This is a genomic window from Streptomyces sp. NPDC019443 (genome assembly GCF_044389785.1).
GTDB lineage: Bacteria > Actinomycetota > Actinomycetes > Streptomycetales > Streptomycetaceae > Streptomyces.
This window is the reverse complement of record NZ_JBIRYJ010000014.1, coordinates 40,902-57,472: the sequence shown is the minus strand read 5'-3', so window position 1 is coordinate 57,472 and position 16,571 is coordinate 40,902. Positions and strand designations below refer to the sequence as shown.

The following is a 16,571-nucleotide window of genomic DNA, read 5'->3' as shown; positions in this document are numbered from 1 at the left end:
CGGCGCGACCGGGTGCGCGGCCCTGGCACGCCTGACTCGATCCTCCCACGTCCGGAGCCGTGACCTGGTCTCCGGTCCATCAGCCGGACGCCCGAACCCGCCTCAGCCTCAGCCTCACCAGCAGCAAGATCACGACAATGCCGACGGCCAGTCCGGCGTACACCTGGAGGGGCACCATGCGCTGAAGGAACCTGACGATGATCTCCAGGGCGTCCCCGGCGAGACTCACGCGGTTCCGCCGCTGGTCAGCGCCCTCTCGCCGGCGGCCCGCATGGCCGCGAGCGGCGCGGGGGTCCGCCCCGTCATCTGCTCGACCTGGAGCACCGCCTGGTGAACCAGGAGGTCGAGGCCGCCGACGACGTCCCCTTCGTGCCGCGACCAGGCGGCGGCGAGTGCGGTGGGCCAGGGGTCGTACAGCACGTCGAAGAGCGTCCCTGGGCGGTCCGGTACGGCGTGCGCCAGCTCGTCGGTGGCACCGGCCGGAGTGGTGGCGATGACCAGTGGCGCCCGCAGCGCCGCGTCGGCCTCCGCCCAGTCGGCGATGTGCACCTCGACGCCGAGCCGCTCGCCCCAGCCCCGCATCTCGCCCGCCCGGGCGGCACTGCGTACATAGGCGGTGACAGGCCCCGTACAGATCCGCGAGAGCGCGGCGAGAGCGGACGAAGCTGTCGCGCCCGCGCCCAGCACAGCGGCGGATTCGACCTTGTCGACGCCCCGCTCGCGCAGTGCGGCGATCATGCCGGGGATATCGGTGTTGTCGCCGACGCGACGGCCGTCCTCGGTGAAGACGACGGTGTTGACGGCTTCGACCGAGGACGCGGTGTCGCTGATGGCGTCGAGCAGCGGAAGGATCGCGCGCTTGAGCGGCATCGTCAGCGACAGCCCGGCCCAGGAGCTGTCGAGCCCGCCCAGGAACCCCGGGAGCCCTGCCTCGTCCACCTCGAAACGGTCGTACGACCAGTGGGTGAGGCCGAGTTCCGTGTAGGCCGCGCGGTGCAGCACCGGGGAGAGCGAGTGGACGATCGGCGATCCCAGGACCGCCGCCCGCCGCTTCGGAGTGCTCACTGGCCGTTCTTCTCCTGCTGTTCTTCGTACTTCCTGCGGTTGCGCTCGTGCTCCTCGTTGGTGACCGCGAAGAGCGTCTCGTCCTCGGTGATCGACACGAAGTAGTACCAGGGGCCGGACGCCGGCTTGAGAGCCGAGCTGAATGCGGACTGACCCGGGTTCCCGATCGGACCTGGCGGCAGACCCTTGATGTCGTAGGTGTTGTACGGATCCTTTATCTTCCGCAGATCGTCGACCGCGCCGAGGTCGAGCTTGCTGTCGCTCTTGATGTAGTTGATCGTGGAGTCGAATTCGAGCCGGCCGACCGTCTCGGCGTTGTTCGGCTTGAGGCGGTTGTAGACGACCCGCGAGACCTTGTCGAAGTCGTGCTTGTACTTGCCTTCGGCCTGCACGAGGCTCGCGACGGTGAGCACCTGGAGCGGCGACTCGAGGCCCAGCCTGTCGGCCTCGGCCTTGAGGTCCTTCCTGCCGAACTCCTCGTTGGCCCGGGCCACCATCTTCTGCAGGACGGCTTCCGGTTTCATGCCCTTGACGACGGGATAGCTCGCGGGGAACAGGAAGCCTTCGAGCGGATCCTTGATGGCCCGGTTGTCGGCGGCCCAGGCCGGCAGACCGAGCCGCTTCGCATTCGCCTTGGCGGCGGCCTTGGTGGTCCCGGCCTTGACCTCCAGGCGCTTGTCGATCTGCTCGTAGACCCAGACGTTCCGCTTGCCCTCGGGGATGATCAAGTTGTTGCGGCTGGCCGGATTGAGCATCAGTTCGACGGCGCTCGCTCCCGACATCCCCTTCTTCAGGATGTAGACGCCCGCCTGGATGGACTTGCCCTTCGGGTCGTCGTTGGCCGCCGAGACGAAGGCGCCCGAGCTCTTGACGACACCGGCCTCCTTGAGGATGGTGCCGATCTCTCCGAGGCCCGCGCCCTTGGGGATCTCGACCTGGGCCGAGCCGCTTCCGGCGCCGGTGAAGTCCTCCGGCGCGCCGAACTGGCCCTGCCAGAACTGGTAGCCGAAATAGCCGACGCCACCGAGGCCGCCGGCGAGCACCAGTGCGACGACCAGGCACGCGCAGCCGTTCCTGCTCTTCTTCTTGGTCTTGCCGCGGCGCTCACGGCCACCGCCCCGGCGCGTCTCGCGCGGGTCGTCGTCGTACTCACCGTCGTCGTCCCGGCCGTCGTCGCCGGTGAAGAAGGGGTGGGTCTCCTCCTGGGACGCCTCGGCGTCCCAGTCGGTCGTGGGCTCGGGCTCCGGCCGACGGCGGCCGGGGGGCTGCGGCGGCGGGTAGGCCTCGGGCGTGGCGTAGTAGTCGCCGTTCCGGCCGCCATAGCCGTGCTGCTGACCGCCGTAGGTGTCGGCCGGATCGGCTCCGTACGGCATGGCCGCCTGCTGGCCGGTGTCCCAGCCGCCGTCGTACTGCTGCTGGCTGTACTGCTGCTGGTTGTACTGCTGCTGTTGTTGCTGGTTGTATTGCTGCTGTTGCTGGCTGTACTGCTGCTGTTGCTGCTGGTTGTACTGCTGCTGGTACGGGTCGTGCTGGGTGCCGTACTGCTGCGGCTGCTGCGGGTACTGCTGCTGCGGCTGGCCGCCGTACGGAGTGTCGCCGGCTGCGGCCTGCTGTCCTCCCCATCCCTGGTCCCCGTACAAAGGGTCCTCGGGATGCCACGGTTCGGAGCCGGGGCCCCGGCCATACTCAGTCATCGATCCCCTAGGGCCGCGAGGCAGACGCTGCACGGTGCCGGCCTCTTTGCTGTGCGGCAGCTGTTCGAACACCGCCGCATCGCGCGGAACGTTACCGTATCGCGATCAGACAACCACTTCGACGCCCTCGCCGGGAGCAGCACCTGACGCCCGTTCGGACTCCAGAGCGTTCTGAAGGATCACCACAGCGGCAGCCTGATCGATGACAGATCGGCCCTTTTTGGACTTCACGCCCGAGGCGCGCAGCCCCTGACTGGCCGTCACTGTGGTCATCCTCTCGTCGACCAGTCGGACCGGAATGGGGGCAATGCCGCGCGCGAACTCCTGGGCGAAGCCGCGGATCTTGACCGCGGCCGGGCCTTCCCCGCCGCTGAGCGAGCGGGGCAGGCCGACGACAACTTCGATCGGTTCGTACTCCTCGACGAGCTGCTTCAGCCGCCGGTGGGCGGCCGGGACGTCGCGTCCCGGCACGGTCTCGACCGGAGTGGCGAGGACCCCGTCGGGGTCGCACGAGGCGACCCCGATGCGGGCGTCCCCGACATCGAGCGCGAGGCGGCGTCCGCGGCGCACAGCGTCAGGCCGTCTCAGCGACGAGACGCTCGACGGCGGCGGCAGCGTCGCCGATGGCGTCCGGGTTCTGGCCGCCGCCCTGGGCGACGTCCGGCTTGCCGCCACCGCCGCCGCCGAGGGTCTTGGCAGCGGTACGGACCAGGTCGCCGGCCTTGAGACCGCGCTCGCGGGCGGCCTCGTTGGTGGCGATGACGGTCAGCGGGCGGCCATTCGCCACGGTGAACAGGGCCACGACCGCCGGACGGTCGCTGGGAATGCGGCCACGGACGTCGAGGACCAGCTTGCGCAGGTCGTCGGCGGAGGTGCCGGCGGGCACCTGGCCGGTGACCAGAGCCACGCCCCGTACATCCTTGGCGCCCGAGGCGAGACCGGCGGCGGCGGCGAGCACCTTCTCCGCGCGGAACTTCTCGATCTCCTTCTCGGCGTCCTTCAGCTTGGCGAGCATGCCGGAGATCTTCTCGGGGAGCTCCTCGGGACGGCCCTTGACCAGCTCCTGGAGCTGGGCGACGACCGTGTGCTCCCTGGCGAGGAAGTTGTAGGCGTCGACGCCTACAAGGGCTTCGATACGGCGCACACCGGAGCCGATCGAGGACTCGCCGAGCAGCTTCACCAGGCCCAGCTGGGCGGTGTTGTGCACATGCGTGCCGCCGCACAGCTCCTTGGAGAAGTCGCCGATGGTGACGACACGCACCCGCTCACCGTACTTCTCGCCGAACTCGGCGATGGCGCCCTGCTTCTTGGCCTCGTCAATGCTCATGATCTCGGCCTGGACGTCGAGCTCCCGGGCGAGGACTTCGTTGATCTTCTGCTCGACGTCGGTGAGGACGGTGCCGGGTACGGCGGCGGGCGAGCCGAAGTCGAAGCGGAAGCGGCCGGGAGAGTTCTCCGAGCCGGCCTGGGCGGCCGTCGGGCCGAGAGCGTCGCGCAGCGCCTGGTGGGTGAGGTGCGTGGCGCTGTGGGCGCGGGCGATGGCGCGGCGGCGCCTGATGTCGATGGCGGCGTAGGCGGAAGCGCCGACGGTCACCTCGCCGACCTGTACCGAGCCCTTGTGGACGGAGACGCCCGGGACCGGCTGCTGCACATCGCGCACGTTGATGACGGCGCCCGTGTCGAGCTTGATGCGGCCCTGGTCGGCGAGCTGGCCGCCGCCCTCGGCGTAGAAGGGGGTGCGGTCGAGGACGACCTCGACCTCGTCGCCTTCGGAGGCGGCCGGCGACGGCATGCCGTCGACCAGCAGGCCGACGATGGTCGATTCGCCCTCGGTGTGGGTGTAGCCCGTGAACTCCGTGGTGCCGGACTGGTCGGCGACGAGCCGGTAGGCGGACACGTCGGCGTGACCGGTCTTCTTGGCTCTGGCGTCGGCCTTGGCCTGCTCCCGCTGCTGCTTCATCAGGCGGCGGAAGCCGTCCTCGTCCACCGAGAGGCCCTGCTCGGCGGCCATCTCCAGGGTGAGGTCGATCGGGAAGCCCCAGGTGTCGTGGAGCAGGAAGGCCTTGTCGCCGGCGAGTACCTTGCCGCCGCCGGACTTGGTCTCGGTGATGGCGGTGTCGAGGATGTTGGTGCCGGCCTTCAGCGTCTTGAGGAAGGCGGCCTCCTCGGCGAGGGCCACGGCCTCGATCCGCTTGCGATCGGTGATCAGCTCCGGGTACTGCTCGCCCATGGTCTTGATGACCGCGTCGGCCAGCTCGGCGACGACGGGCTCGGTGGCGCCCAGGAGGCGCATATTGCGGATGGCGCGGCGCATGATGCGGCGCAGCACGTAGCCACGGCCCTCGTTGCCGGGGGTGACGCCGTCGCCGATGAGCATCACGGACGTACGGATGTGGTCGGCGACCACGCGCAGGGAGACGTCCGAGCCGTGCTCGGCGCCGTAGCGCACGCCGGTCAGCTCGGTGGCCTTGTCCATGACGACGCGCAAGGTGTCGGTCTCGTACATGTTCTGTACGCCCTGCAGGATCATCGCGAGCCGCTCGAGGCCGAGACCGGTGTCGATGTTCTTGGACGGCAGCTCGCCGAGGATCGGGAAGTCCTCCTTGCCCTCGCCGGCGCCGCGCTCGTACTGCATGAAGACCAGGTTCCAGATCTCCACGTAGCGCTCGTCGTTGACGGCCGGGCCGCCCTCTTCGCCGAATTCCGGGCCGCGGTCGTAATTGATCTCGGAGCAGGGTCCGCAGGGTCCGGGGACGCCCATGGACCAGAAGTTGGGGCCCATGCCCAGGCGCTGGATGCGCTCGGCGGGCACGCCGATCACGTCGCGCCAGATCTGCTCGGCCTCGTCGTCCTCCTTGTAGACCGTGATCCACAGGCGCTCGGGGTCGAGGCCGTAGCCACCGTCCGCCACGGAGCTGGTGAGCAGCTCCCAGGCGTACTTGATGGCGCCTTCCTTGAAGTAGTCCCCGAAGGAGAAGTTGCCGCACATCTGGAAGAACGTGCCGTGCCGGGTGGTCTTGCCGACCTCTTCGATGTCCGGCGTACGCACGCACTTCTGCACGCTGGTGGCGCGCGGGGACGGCGGCTTGGCCTCGCCGAGGAAGTACGGCTTGAACGGCACCATGCCCGCGGGGACCAGCAGCAGAGTCGGGTCGTCCGCGATGAGCGACGCCGAAGGCACGACGGTGTGCCCGCGCTCCTCGAAGAAGCTCAGCCAGCGGCGGCGGATTTCAGCCGACTCCATCAGTGGTCCTCATTCCGGTTGTACGAGTTGTAGGAGTGCTTGTTGTCGGGGTGCTTGGGGTAGTCGATCGCGGCCGGGCGTCGCTGCGCGGGCAGTTCGGGGTCGGCGGATGCCTGCAGGCCGAGCGCTTCACCCAGTTCGGCCTCGCGCTTGACCATGCCGGACCTGACGTCGAGTGCGAAGTCCTTGAGCTTGTGGCCCGCATCGATCGCCTTGTTCGCGGCCTGCGCGGCGAGGCTCTCGGGGGTCAGCTGCTTCAGCTTGCGGTTGACCTTGGTGGTGGCCCAGACACCGGCTGCGGCGCCCGCGGTGAACCAGAACGTGCGGCGGAACATCGTGCCTCAGCCTTTCCGCTTCTTGCGTCGGGGAGCCGGCACCGTGCGGCCGACGACCACCGTGCGACGGGACGGCGCGGGCGCGTCCTCGCTCTTGCGGCTCATGGCCCGGCGTACGCCGTAGCCGAAGGCGGCGACCTTGACCAGTGGGCCGCCGAAGGTCGAGGCGACCGTCGTGGAGAGGGCGGAGGCGTTGGAGGTGACCTCCTGGACGTCCGTCGCGATGGCGTCGACCCGGTCGAGCTGGGTCTGTGCGGAGCGCACCGTCGCGGAGGCGTCGGCAAGCAGCGGCACTGCCTGCTCGGTGACCTCCGCCACGAGTTTGGTGGTCGCCCTGAGCGTCTGCGCCAGCCTCACCAGCACCACGGCGAGGAAGGAGACCAAGATCGCCCAGAACACGGCCACCAGGATCCCGGCAACCTCTCCACCGGTCACTCTGCACCGCTCTCTGCTCGTCGATGGATACGTCGAAAATCGTCCTCCGACCCTATCGCGCCCAGGGTCGCACCCCATACCGCATTAGGGCCGGGGACGACGGGAGTTACCCAAGGCGATTGTACGGAGTGCTTACGAGTAAGTGCGCTGCGTGTCTCATGCGAAGCGATCACCGCTCCTGCGCCTCCCCCGACGATCAACCTCCGGTACAGGGCAGTCTCCCCGCAGAGCTGAACCGGTTCGTGGGCAGGGCCGAAGAACTGGCCGAGCTCGGCCGCCTTCTCGACGACTCCCGTCTGGTCACCGTCGCCGGAGCGGGCGGCGTCGGCAAATCCCGGTTCGCGGCCCATGGCGCTGCCGCACTGCAGAATCGGTACCGCGACGGCGTCTGGCTCACCGAGCTCTCCACCCTCCGCGACCCGGAACTGGTGGCCCACACCCTGGTCGAGTCGCTCGGCGTCACCGACCAGACCAGCAGGCCCCCGCGCGACGTCCTCCTCGACCACCTCGCCGGACGTCAACTCCTGCTCGTCCTGGACGGGTTCGAGTATCTCGTCGACGAATGCGCCGGGCTCGTACGCGACCTGCCGCGCCGCGCGCCCCGCCTCCAGGTGCTCGCCGTGAGCCTCATACCGCTGCGGCTGGACGGGGCGTGCCCCGTGCGCCCCGTGCCAGCAGCAGGCGGGCGAGGTACTGGGTGCCGAGCGCTATGCGGCATGTGCACGGGAGGGGCACGAGCTCTCCCTCGACGCAGCGGTGAGACGCGCGCCGGCCACCCAGGACCGGCCGAGTCCGCAGCCGGGACGGCAGCGCTCGGTCCGCCCCGCGGCCCTGGAAACGCGAGAGCCCGCCGGCTCCCCCACCGGTAAGGGCGGGGAAGCGGCGGGCTGGAGCGCTGTGAGCTACTCCCTCAGCTACCGCTGGGAGGGGGCCCCAGGATCAGCGGGCGTAGTACTCGACGACCAGCTGCTCGTCGCAGATGACCGGAACTTCCTTGCGGTTCGGGTCGCGGTCCAGGCGGAACGCCAGCGCCTTCAGGTTGACCTGCAGGTAGCGCGGGGTCTCGCCGTCGGCGGCGAAGCCACCCTCACGCGCGACCTGGAAGAGGGCCTTCTCGCGGGAGCGCTCGCGGACCATCACGACGTCGTCGGGACGGACGCGGAAGGACGGCTTGTCGACCTTGCCGCCGTTGACCTCGATGTGGCCGTGGACGACCATCTGACGGGCCTGGTAGATGGTGCGGGCGATGCCCGAACGCAGGACCAGGGCGTCGAGACGGCGCTCGAGCTCGACGACCAGCGCCTCGCCCGTCTTGCCCTCGGCCTTCTTGGCGCGGTCGTAGGCGCGCGCCATCTGGCGCTCGCTGATGTCGTACTGCGCGCGCAGGCGCTGCTTCTCGAGCAGACGGACCTTGTAGTCCGAGTTCTGCTTGCGGCCACGGCCGTGCTCGCCCGGCGGGTAGGGGCGGGCTTCGAAGTACTTGACGGCCTTCGGCGTCAGTGCGATACCGAGCGCACGAGACTTCTTGACCTTGGGACGCGACTGGTTAGGCACGTTCTCCAGACCTCCATTGTAGGTTAGGTTAGGCTCACCTTACTCAAGGAGATCGCATGTCTCGCCCTGGGAACACCAAGCGCATCACGGACAGCACAAAGAACGTCGACGCTGCGCAGAGCATCGAGGCGACGGAGGTCCGATCAGCTCATGGTCAGCCGCGTCCCAGCGGGCTTGAAATCACTCGGATGCCGTCAGCAGCCGAGCGCACACGAACTCTCGTACAGAGTACATCCTCCGCGGTACTGCTCATCCCGGGGGTGGAGGCGGCACGTCCCGAGCAGCTGACACCGCAGGCCCGGGCCGTGGGCCCGGACGGAGAGGTGTTCCTGCTCTTCCCCGCGGACACACCGGCCGTACGCGCCGCCACGCACGCGCAGGACGACGAGCTGTCCGCTGTGCTGGAGATCACCGATGTCGCGCCGGTCTCCGTGCCCAGTCGTATCCGCGGCCGCGCCTGGGTCTCCGGCTGGCTGACCTGCGTGCCCGGCCTGGCCGAGCCCGGCCGGATGATGGTGCGCCTCGAGGTCGGCGAGGCGTGTGTGGACGATCTGTGGGGCGCTGACAACGTCGAGCCGGAGGAGTTCGCGCGGGCGTCCGTCGACCCTCTCGTCGCGCACGAGACGGAGCTGCTGCAGCATCTGGACTCCGCGCACAGCGACCAGGTGCGGGGGCTGTGCGAACTGCTCGGCGAGAGGGCGGACGGCGCGTACGCGAAGGATCGGCGGGCGGTGCCGCTGGCGCTGGACCGGTTCGGGCTGCGGGTGCGGTTCGTCGGCGAGCGGTGCTTCGACGCGCGCTTTGACTTCCCCACGCCGGTGCGCGACATCACCGAACTGCGCCGGGCCATGCACACGCTGTTCGAGGCCGCCTCCCGCACATCCGGCCCGTCCGGCGATTGAGGAGGAAGGAGGACCGGCGTCTGGGGCCCGGCTACTCTCCGCGCAGCCGCTCACGGACCTTCTCGACCACATCGGCGTACCGCGCCTCGGCGCCATAGCGCGTGGGCTCGTAGTAGTGCTTGCCGTGCACCGCGTCGGGAGCGTACTGCTGGGCGGCGATCGCACCGGGCACGTCGTGCGGATAGACGTACCCCTGGGCGTGACCGAGCTTGGCCGCGCCCTTGTAGTGGCCGTCGCGCAGGTGCGGCGGGACGGGGCCTGCCAGCCCGGCCCGCACATCGGCCAGCGCCGCGCCTATCGCTGTGGTCGCGGCGTTCGACTTGGGGGCGAGCGCGAGCGCGATGGTGGCGTGGCTGAGGGTGAGCGCGGCCTCGGGGAAGCCGATCATGGCCACGGCCTGGGCGGCGGCGACCGCGGTGGGCAGCGCCGTCGGGTCGGCGAGGCCGATGTCCTCGCTCGCCGAGATCATCAGCCGGCGCGCGATGAACCGCGGGTCCTCCCCCGCCTCGATCATGCGGGCCAGATAGTGCAGCGCGGCATCCACGTCGGAGCCGCGGATGGACTTGATCAGGGCGCTCGCCACGTCGTAGTGCTGATCGCCGTCGCGGTCGTACTTCACCGCCGCGCGGTCGACGGTCTCCTCCAGGGTCTGGAGGCTGATCTCCTCCTCGCTCTTGTCCATCGCGGCTCCCGCGGCAGCCTCCAGGGCCGTCAGCGCCCGGCGGGCGTCGCCTCCCGCGATCCGCAGCAGATGCGCCTCGGAGTCCTCGGGGAGGGTGACGGCGCCGCCGAGGCCCCGCTCCTCGGTGAGCGCCCGGCGCAGCAGTCCGCTCAGGTCCTCGTCGGTCAGCGACTCCAGCGTGAGCAGCAGGGAGCGCGAGAGCAGTGGGGAGATGATCGAGAAGTACGGATTCTCGGTGGTGGCGGCGATCAGCGTCACCCAGCGGTTCTCCACGGCGGGCAACAGCGAGTCCTGCTGGGCCTTGGAGAAGCGGTGGATCTCGTCGAGGAAGAGGACGGTCTCCTTGCCGAAGCCGCCCGCGGCCCGGCGGGCGGCTTCGATGACCGCCCGGACCTCCTTGACGCCCGCGGTGATCGCGGAGAGCTCCACGAAGCGTTTGTTGGTCGCTTTGGAGACGACATACGCGAGGGTCGTCTTGCCGATGCCGGGCGGGCCCCAGAGGATCATCGAGGAGGGTCCGGCGGGGCCGCCGCCGCCCTCACCGACGAGTCGGCGAAGCGGCGATCCGGGCTTCAGCAGATGCTGCTGGCCGACGACTTCATCGAGGGTGCGCGGGCGCATCCGGACGGCCAGGGGGCTGGCGGACGGGTCCTTCTCCTGGCGTTCTTCCGCGGCGGCGGTAAAGAGGTCGGGCTCCACGTCATGAAGCCTAAGTCAGAGCACTGACAACGCCCTCGGGGCCTGTCAGCCGGTCCAGAAGTCCCACCAGCGGGTCAGGATGAGCATCCCGATGATGCCGGTCCACAGCACCGGCGGCATCCAGTGGAACTCCAGCAGCCCCTTGCGCAGGCCTTCGGGGACCTTGATGATCCGGTGCTTGATGTTGTGCAGGGTGACGTAGCAGAACATCACGATGGTGGCGACCCAGGCCAGCGAGCACCACAGGCAGAGCGCGTTGATGTTGTACAGCGACTGGTACTGGAGCCAGGTGCAGAAGCCGACGCCGAAGAGGGTGCCGGCGTTGAGGCCGAGCCAGTACCAGCGCCTGTAACGCGCACCCGCAAGAAGAGCGACACCGATGGCGATCACCATCGCGTACGTGACAAGCCCGAGCATCGGATTCGGGAACCCGAACGCCGACGCCTGCTCGCTCTTCATGATGTTCCCGCAGGACACCACCGGATTCAGACTGCACCCCGGCGTGAAGGACGGGTCCTCGAGCAGCTTGAACTTGTCGATCGTGATGACCAACGAAGCCAGCAGCCCGGCCGCACCCGTGATCACCAGAAGCCACGCGAAGCCACGACTGCCGCCGATCGCGCCCTTGGAGCCGTTGTCGCGCTCGGAGGAGACGTCGTCCACTGCTGCAGTCGTCATATCGCCGTTCCATCGCTCAGTAGCCTGCTTTGGCACGGTCATTCTGCCGCACCCGCACCCGTGTCCACCGTTCGATGGACATAAGGATGTACGGACGGTCGTCCCGCCGGACTCAGCCCGCAAGCAGGCTGATGGCCGTGACAGAACTCGCGGTGAACGTACGCGGACCTCGCAAGCGGTACGGCGAAGTGACAGCGGTGGACGATCTCGACCTGGGCATCCGCCGGGGAGAGGTCTTCGGCATTCTCGGCCCCAACGGAGCGGGCAAGAGCAACACCGTGGAGATCCTTCAGGGGCATCGCACCGGGGACGCGGGCGAAGTGACCGTCCTGGGAGCGGATCCCGCGACCGGAAACCGCCTCTGTCGGTCCCGGATCGGCATCGTCTGGCAGGACGAATCCGCGCCCGCGGAGTTGACGGTGCGCGAGATGGTGTCCCATTTCTCCCGCTACTACCCGAATCCGCGTGACCCCGAAGAGGTCATCGTACTGGTGGGTCCGGAGAAGAAGGCGACGAGCCGGATCAAGGCGCTCTCCGGCGGGCAGCGGCGTCGGCTGGACGTGGTGGGCGGTGCTGCGGCTGGTTGCGGAGGGGTGCACGAACGCGGAGATCGGGCGGCGGCTGTACATCGGCGAGTCGACGGTGAAGACGCATCTGCTGCGTGTCTTCGGAAAGCCGGGGGTGGACGACCGCACGGCGGCGGTGACGAGCGCGATGCAGGAGGGGTTGCTTTGACGGGGGGCGGGGGCGGGCGCGCCTGCGGTGGGCTTCTCCCGTCCCTGCCCGAACTGGGGCTCCGCCCCAGAATGCCCTTCGGGCGTTGTCCTCAATCGCCGGACGGGCTGCATTTGCACCCCTCCGGCGATTGAGGAGCGGGGGTCCGGGGGCAGCGCCCCCGGAATGGACGTCAGGCCAGGCGTTCGCGGATCGCGGTCACCACGTCCGTCAGCGCCACCGGCGACTGCTCGCCGGACTCCATGTCCTTGAGCTGGACGACGCCTTCGGCGAGGTCGCGCTCACCGGCCACAATCGCGTACCGCGCCCCCGAACGGTTCGCGCTCTTCATCGCGCCCTTGAGGCCCTTGCCGCCGTAGCTGAAATCGGCGGCGACCCCCGCCCGGCGCAGCTCGGTGACCACGCCGAACAGCACACGCCTCGCCTCCTCGCCCAGCGGCACCGCGAACACGCTTGTCGTGGCGGGGAGTTCGAGCTCGATGCCCTCCGCCTCCAGCGCTAGGACCGTGCGGTCCACGCCGAGCGCCCAGCCGACCGACGGCAGCGCCGGGCCGCCGATCATCTCGGAGAGGCCGTCGTAGCGGCCGCCGCCGCCCACCGCGGACTGCGAGCCGAGACCGTCGTGGACGAACTCGAAGGTGGTACGGGTGTAGTAGTCGAGGCCGCGCACCAGCTTCTCGTCGTCCTCGTACGCGACGCCCGCCGCGGTCAGCAGCTCACGAACTTCCTCGTGGTACGCCTTGCAGGCGTCGCACAGGTAGTCGCGCAGCATCGGCGCGCCCGCCAGCTGCTTCTGGACCTCAGGGCGCTTGTCGTCGAGAACCCGCAGCGGGTTGATCTCGACCCGGCGCCGGGTGTCGTCGTCCAGCTCGAGGCCGCGCAGAAAGCCCCGCAGCGCGTCCCGGTAGACAGGGCGGCACTCCTTGTCGCCCAGGGAGTTCAGCAGGATGCGGAACTGGCGCAGCCCGAGCGAGCGGTACGCCTGGTCGGCCAGGATGATCAGCTCGGCGTCGAGGGCGGGGTCCTCCGCGCCGATCGCCTCGGCGCCGACCTGCGAGAAGTGCCTGTAGCGGCCCTTCTGCGGACGCTCGTAGCGGTAGTACGAGCCCGAGTACCAGAGCTTGACCGGCAGATTGCCGGCCTTGTGGAGGTTGGCCTCCAGCGCCGCGCGGAGCACGGACGCGGTGCCTTCGGGGCGCAGCGCGAGCTTGTCGCCGCCCTTGGTCTCAAAGGCGTACATCTCCTTGGAGACGATGTCGGTGGACTCGCCGACGCCGCGCGAGAACAGCTCGACGTTCTCGAAGCCGGGCGTCTCGATGTAGCCGTAGCCGGAGTTCTTCAGCGGCGCGGAGATCGCATCGCGCACCGCCAGGTACTTCGCGGACGCCGGCGGGATCAGGTCGTACGTGCCCTTGGGGGCCTGAAAGGTGCTCACGGGAAACTCTCGTCACATTCCTCGTCGGGGAGCTTCGACGCTCCCGAGGCCGGCGGCCACATCGCGTAGATACGGATTGGCGGCGCGCTCGCGGCCGATGGTCGTCTGGGGGCCGTGGCCGGACAGCACCACGGTCGAGTCGTCGAGCGGCAGGCACACACGCGCCAGCGACTCGAGCATCTCGGCCATGTCGCCACCGGGCAGGTCCGTGCGTCCGATGGAGCCGGCGAACAGCAGGTCGCCCGAGAAGAACACGGACGGCACGTCCGCGGACTCGGGCATCCGGAAGGTCACCGACCCCTTCGTATGGCCGGGCGCATGGGCGACCGAGAAGTCGAGACCGGCGAGGCGCAGCTCGGCGCCGTCGGTCAGTTCCTTGACGTCGTCCGGCTCCCCCACGGTCAGCTCGCCCATCAGCGGCATCCCGATCGACAGGCCCAGCGCCTTCTCCGGGTCGCTCATCATGTACCGGTCGGCGGGGTGGATCCATGCCGGTACGTCATGGGCTCCGCACACCGGAACGACGGAGGCGACGTGGTCGATGTGGCCATGGGTGAGGACGACGGCGACGGGCTTGAGCCGATGCTTCTTGAGCGCTTCCTCGACGCCTTCGGTGGCCTGGTGGCCCGGGTCGATGATCACGCACTCCTCGCCTGCGGCAGGGGCGACCAGGTAACAGTTGGTCCCCCAGGCCCCGGCGGGGAACCCGGCAATAAGCACGATCGTCCTCTGTGTGGTCGTCGAGAGGGAATTGCTGCATCGAATTGCAGCAGATCAGAGCCTACCGGCGCTGCTCGTCCCACAGCCAACCCGTATACGGTACGGGGCACACTCGGCCGTACGACGTACAAGGAGAAGACCCGGTGGTCAGCAGCGATCAGCGGCGGCGGCAGCTCGCCAGGGAGAAGTTCGAGCGCCAGCAGCAGCGTCGGCAGCAGTCACGTAAGAGGAAGCAGCGGAACACGATCATCGCGGGCGCGCTCGCCGTGGTGCTCGCCGCGGGCGCCGCGGCCTATGCCTCGGTCGGCCTGTCCGACGGGGACAAGGCCGACGGCTCGGTGGCGGGCGACAGCCAGTCCCCCAGCGCCACGCCGTCCCAGAGCGAGAGCACCGCGCCCGAGCCCGCCATGTCGATCGACAAGAAGGCGAAGTACTCGATGGCGCTGACGACGAACCACGGCGACATCAAGATCGCGATGGACGCGGCGAAGACTCCGCGCACCGTGAACTCCTTCAAGTCTCTGGCGGACAAGGGCTTCTTCAACGGCACGAAGTGCCACCGGCTGACCACGCAGGGCATCTTCGTGCTGCAGTGCGGCGACCCGAAGGGCGACGGCACCGGCGGGCCCGGCTACACGATCCCCGACGAGAATCTGACCGCGCTGGGCAAGGCGGGCGCCGACGGCACCGTGACGTATCCGGCCGGGACCGTGGCGATGGCCAATACCGGTCAGCCGCACTCCGGCGGCAGCCAGTTCTTCCTCGTCTACAAGGCCACCAAGCTGCCGCCCGGCTACACGCCGTTCGGAACCATGGACGCGGCGGGCCTGAAGGTCGTCGAGGGCGTGGCGAAGGGCGGCGTCTCGGGCGGGGCGCAGGACGGGGCTCCGAAGAAGGCCGTCACCATTGAGAAGGCGGCCGTACCGAAGGTGTGAGCGGGGGAATTCGGCCGTGCTGAGTGCGGACAGCCGGGCAGCCGGTCGCCTAGATTGGCGTTGTGCAGCGCGGGCCTCGATTCGCGCTGTGGAAGGCGGGCGAGGCCCGTCCAGGAACTGTGGACGATGCCCGGGGGGCGAACCCCCTCGCAGGCATCAGGTGGAGGAGGCGCTGTGAGCAGCGACCCGTGGGGCCGTGTCGATGAGACGGGCACCGTGTACGTGCGTACTGCCGATGGCGAGAAGGTCGTCGGATCGTGGCAGGCCGGTTCTCCCGAGGAGGCTCTGGCCTATTTCGAGCGCAAGTACGAGGGCTTGGTGGTCGAGATCGGCCTCCTCGAGCGGCGGGTGAAGACCACCGATCTCTCGGCCAAGGACGCCCAGACCGCCATCGACCATCTGCGCCAGCAGGTGGACGAGCATCACGCCGTGGGTGACCTCGACGCGCTGGGCAAGCGCCTCGACGCGCTTGTCGCGACGGTCGAGAAGCGCCGCGAGGAGCGCAAGGTCCAGAAGGCGAAGCAGAACGACGAGGCGCGGCACGCCAAGGAGGCCCTGGTCACCGAGGCCGAGGGCCTGGCGCAGAGCGAGCAGTGGCGGGCGGCCGGTGAGCGGCTGCGGGCGCTGGTGGACACGTGGAAGGGCCTTCCCCGGCTCGACCGGAAGTCCGACGACGAGCTGTGGCACCGCTTCTCGCACGCCCGCTCGGCGTTCTCCAAGCGCCGCAAGGCGCACTTCGCCTCGCTGGACGCGCAGCGCGAGGAGGCCCGTAAGGCCAAGGAGAAGCTGGTTGCCGAGGCCGAGTCGCTCTCCGGCTCCACCGACTGGGGCACGACGGCCGCCCGCTACCGCGAGCTGATGGCGGAGTGGAAGGCCGCGGGCCGTGCCCAGCGCGAGGCCGAGGACGATCTGTGGAACCGTTTCCGCGGTGCTCAGGACGTCTTCTTCGCCGCGCGCAGCGGCGTTTTCGCGGAGCGCGACGCCGAGCAGGGCGAGAACCTCAAGCTCAAGGAGGAGCTCGCCGCCGAGGCCGAGAAGCTGGTGCCGGTGACGGATCTGAAGGCGGCGCGCGCCGCCTTCCGTTCGATCAACGAGCGCTGGGAGGCCATCGGCCATGTGCCGCGGGACGCGCGTCCCAAGGTCGAGGGCCGGATGCATGCGGTGGAGCGGGCGCTGCAGGAGTCCGAGGAGAACGAGTGGCGCCGGACGAACCCGGAGGCGCGTGCGCGTGCCGAGGGTCTGACGGGCCAGCTGCAGGCGGCCGTGGACAAGCTGCGCGGGCAGATCGACGCCGCGCGCGCGGCGGGCAACAACGCCAAGGCGGACAAGCTCGCCAAGGAGCTCGAGGGCCGGCAGGCACTGCTCGATCAGGCGCTGAAGGGCCTTGAGGAGTTCGGCGGTTGACAGCCACGTGAAAGGGCCCCCTGTACGTCGCGTACAGGGGGCCCTTTCGTACGT

Annotated in this window: 16 protein-coding genes and 2 pseudogenes; 6 read left to right on the top strand and 12 right to left on the bottom strand. The window is 69.3% G+C overall.

Annotation, left to right across the window (positions count from 1 at the left end; translation table 11 throughout):
* Window positions 1-79 precede the first annotated feature (79 nt).
* The 7 genes from ACH492_RS31515 to ACH492_RS31485 all read right to left on the bottom strand — a co-directional run bounded on the left by ACH492_RS31515 (window position 80) and on the right by ACH492_RS31485 (window position 6,773).
* The gene (locus ACH492_RS31515) at window positions 80-229 is read right to left on the bottom strand and encodes a hypothetical protein (RefSeq protein ID WP_398991479.1); all 150 of its coding nucleotides are present in this window, start codon (window positions 227-229) and stop codon (window positions 80-82) included.
* Window positions 226-1,065: a shikimate dehydrogenase gene (locus tag ACH492_RS31510; RefSeq protein ID WP_398991477.1), complete on the bottom strand. Its 840-nt coding sequence runs from the start codon at window positions 1,063-1,065 to the stop codon at window positions 226-228. Before ACH492_RS31510 ends, ACH492_RS31515 begins: the two co-directional genes overlap by 4 nt.
* Complete coding sequence (mltG, locus tag ACH492_RS31505; protein ID WP_398991475.1) at window positions 1,062-2,759, bottom strand: endolytic transglycosylase MltG; 1,698 nt, start codon at window positions 2,757-2,759, stop codon at window positions 1,062-1,064. The genes ACH492_RS31510 and mltG overlap by 4 nt, the downstream gene beginning before the upstream one ends.
* Before the next feature lie 105 nt (window positions 2,760-2,864).
* Window positions 2,865-3,329: a Holliday junction resolvase RuvX gene (gene ruvX, locus ACH492_RS31500; protein ID WP_307664642.1), complete on the bottom strand. Its 465-nt coding sequence runs from the start codon at window positions 3,327-3,329 to the stop codon at window positions 2,865-2,867.
* Between the two features lie 4 nt (window positions 3,330-3,333).
* Window positions 3,334-6,003, bottom strand: a complete 2,670-nt coding sequence (alaS, locus tag ACH492_RS31495; RefSeq protein WP_398991473.1) for an alanine--tRNA ligase — start codon at window positions 6,001-6,003, stop codon at window positions 3,334-3,336.
* The gene (locus ACH492_RS31490) at window positions 6,003-6,338 is read right to left on the bottom strand and encodes a DUF6167 family protein (RefSeq protein WP_356231736.1); all 336 of its coding nucleotides are present in this window, start codon (window positions 6,336-6,338) and stop codon (window positions 6,003-6,005) included. Before ACH492_RS31490 ends, alaS begins: the two co-directional genes overlap by 1 nt.
* A gap of 6 nt (window positions 6,339-6,344) precedes the next feature.
* Entirely contained in the window at window positions 6,345-6,773 is a 429-nt protein-coding gene (locus ACH492_RS31485; RefSeq protein ID WP_398991471.1) for a DUF948 domain-containing protein, read from the bottom strand.
* Between the two features lie 242 nt (window positions 6,774-7,015).
* Between ACH492_RS31485 and ACH492_RS31480 the strand changes: the two genes are divergently transcribed.
* Entirely contained in the window at window positions 7,016-7,642 is a 627-nt protein-coding gene (locus tag ACH492_RS31480; RefSeq protein WP_398991469.1) for an AAA family ATPase, read from the top strand.
* 70 nt (window positions 7,643-7,712) lie between these two features.
* On the opposite strand, the gene rpsD is transcribed toward ACH492_RS31480, so the two are convergent.
* Window positions 7,713-8,327 carry a 30S ribosomal protein S4 gene (gene rpsD / locus ACH492_RS31475; RefSeq protein WP_307664636.1) on the bottom strand — a complete coding sequence of 205 codons (615 nt, stop codon included), beginning with the start codon at window positions 8,325-8,327 and terminating at the stop codon, window positions 7,713-7,715.
* A 188-nt stretch (window positions 8,328-8,515) separates the two neighbouring features.
* Between rpsD and ACH492_RS31470 the strand changes: the two genes are divergently transcribed.
* Window positions 8,516-9,229 (top strand): DUF2470 domain-containing protein, encoded by a 714-nt coding sequence (locus ACH492_RS31470; protein WP_398991662.1) that lies wholly within the window; start codon window positions 8,516-8,518, stop codon window positions 9,227-9,229.
* A gap of 31 nt (window positions 9,230-9,260) precedes the next feature.
* Here ACH492_RS31470 and ACH492_RS31465 read toward each other — a convergent pair whose 3' ends face one another.
* The gene (locus ACH492_RS31465) at window positions 9,261-10,610 is read right to left on the bottom strand and encodes a replication-associated recombination protein A (protein ID WP_398991467.1); all 1,350 of its coding nucleotides are present in this window, start codon (window positions 10,608-10,610) and stop codon (window positions 9,261-9,263) included.
* Window positions 10,611-10,655: 45 nt separating this feature from the next.
* Entirely contained in the window at window positions 10,656-11,288 is a 633-nt protein-coding gene (locus ACH492_RS31460) for a vitamin K epoxide reductase family protein (protein ID WP_398991465.1), read from the bottom strand.
* Window positions 11,289-11,419: 131 nt separating this feature from the next.
* Between ACH492_RS31460 and ACH492_RS31455 the strand changes: the two are divergent.
* A pseudogene (locus ACH492_RS31455) lies at window positions 11,420-11,872 on the top strand (ATP-binding cassette domain-containing protein); the annotation flags it as partial.
* A pseudogene (locus ACH492_RS31450) lies at window positions 11,856-12,023 on the top strand (LuxR C-terminal-related transcriptional regulator); the annotation flags it as partial. The pseudogenes ACH492_RS31455 and ACH492_RS31450, both read left to right, overlap by 17 nt.
* Before the next feature lie 172 nt (window positions 12,024-12,195).
* On the opposite strand, the gene hisS reads toward ACH492_RS31450, so the two are convergent.
* Together hisS and ACH492_RS31440 are read right to left on the bottom strand one after the other, a co-directional pair.
* Window positions 12,196-13,458 carry a histidine--tRNA ligase gene (gene hisS / locus ACH492_RS31445; protein WP_398991463.1) on the bottom strand — a complete coding sequence of 421 codons (1,263 nt, stop codon included), beginning with the start codon at window positions 13,456-13,458 and terminating at the stop codon, window positions 12,196-12,198.
* Between the two features lie 12 nt (window positions 13,459-13,470).
* Window positions 13,471-14,178: an MBL fold metallo-hydrolase gene (locus ACH492_RS31440; RefSeq protein WP_398991461.1), complete on the bottom strand. Its 708-nt coding sequence runs from the start codon at window positions 14,176-14,178 to the stop codon at window positions 13,471-13,473.
* A gap of 143 nt (window positions 14,179-14,321) precedes the next feature.
* On the opposite strand from ACH492_RS31440, the gene ACH492_RS31435 reads away from it, so the two are divergent.
* Both ACH492_RS31435 and ACH492_RS31430 read left to right on the top strand, forming a co-directional pair.
* On the top strand, window positions 14,322-15,113 hold the full coding sequence (locus ACH492_RS31435; protein ID WP_398991460.1) for a peptidylprolyl isomerase: 792 nt from the start codon (window positions 14,322-14,324) through the stop codon (window positions 15,111-15,113).
* Window positions 15,114-15,287: 174 nt separating this feature from the next.
* Window positions 15,288-16,517, top strand: coding sequence for a DUF349 domain-containing protein (locus ACH492_RS31430; RefSeq protein WP_398991458.1), 1,230 nt, complete (start codon window positions 15,288-15,290; stop codon window positions 16,515-16,517).
* Window positions 16,518-16,571: the final 54 nt, after the last annotated feature.

Bases quoted from the DNA above. Each gene is read 5' to 3' on its own strand.
- mltG (WP_398991475.1), bottom strand. From the start codon at position 2,759: ATGACTGAGTATGGCCGGGGCCCCGGCTCCGAACCGTGGCATCCCGAG.
- alaS (WP_398991473.1), bottom strand. From the start codon at position 6,003: ATGGAGTCGGCTGAAATCCGCCGCCGCTGGCTGAGCTTCTTCGAGGAG.
- ACH492_RS31490 (WP_356231736.1), bottom strand. From the start codon at position 6,338: ATGTTCCGCCGCACGTTCTGGTTCACCGCGGGCGCCGCAGCCGGTGTC.
- ACH492_RS31470 (WP_398991662.1), top strand. From the start codon at position 8,516: ATGCCGTCAGCAGCCGAGCGCACACGAACTCTCGTACAGAGTACATCC.
- ACH492_RS31460 (WP_398991465.1), bottom strand. From the start codon at position 11,288: ATGACGACTGCAGCAGTGGACGACGTCTCCTCCGAGCGCGACAACGGC.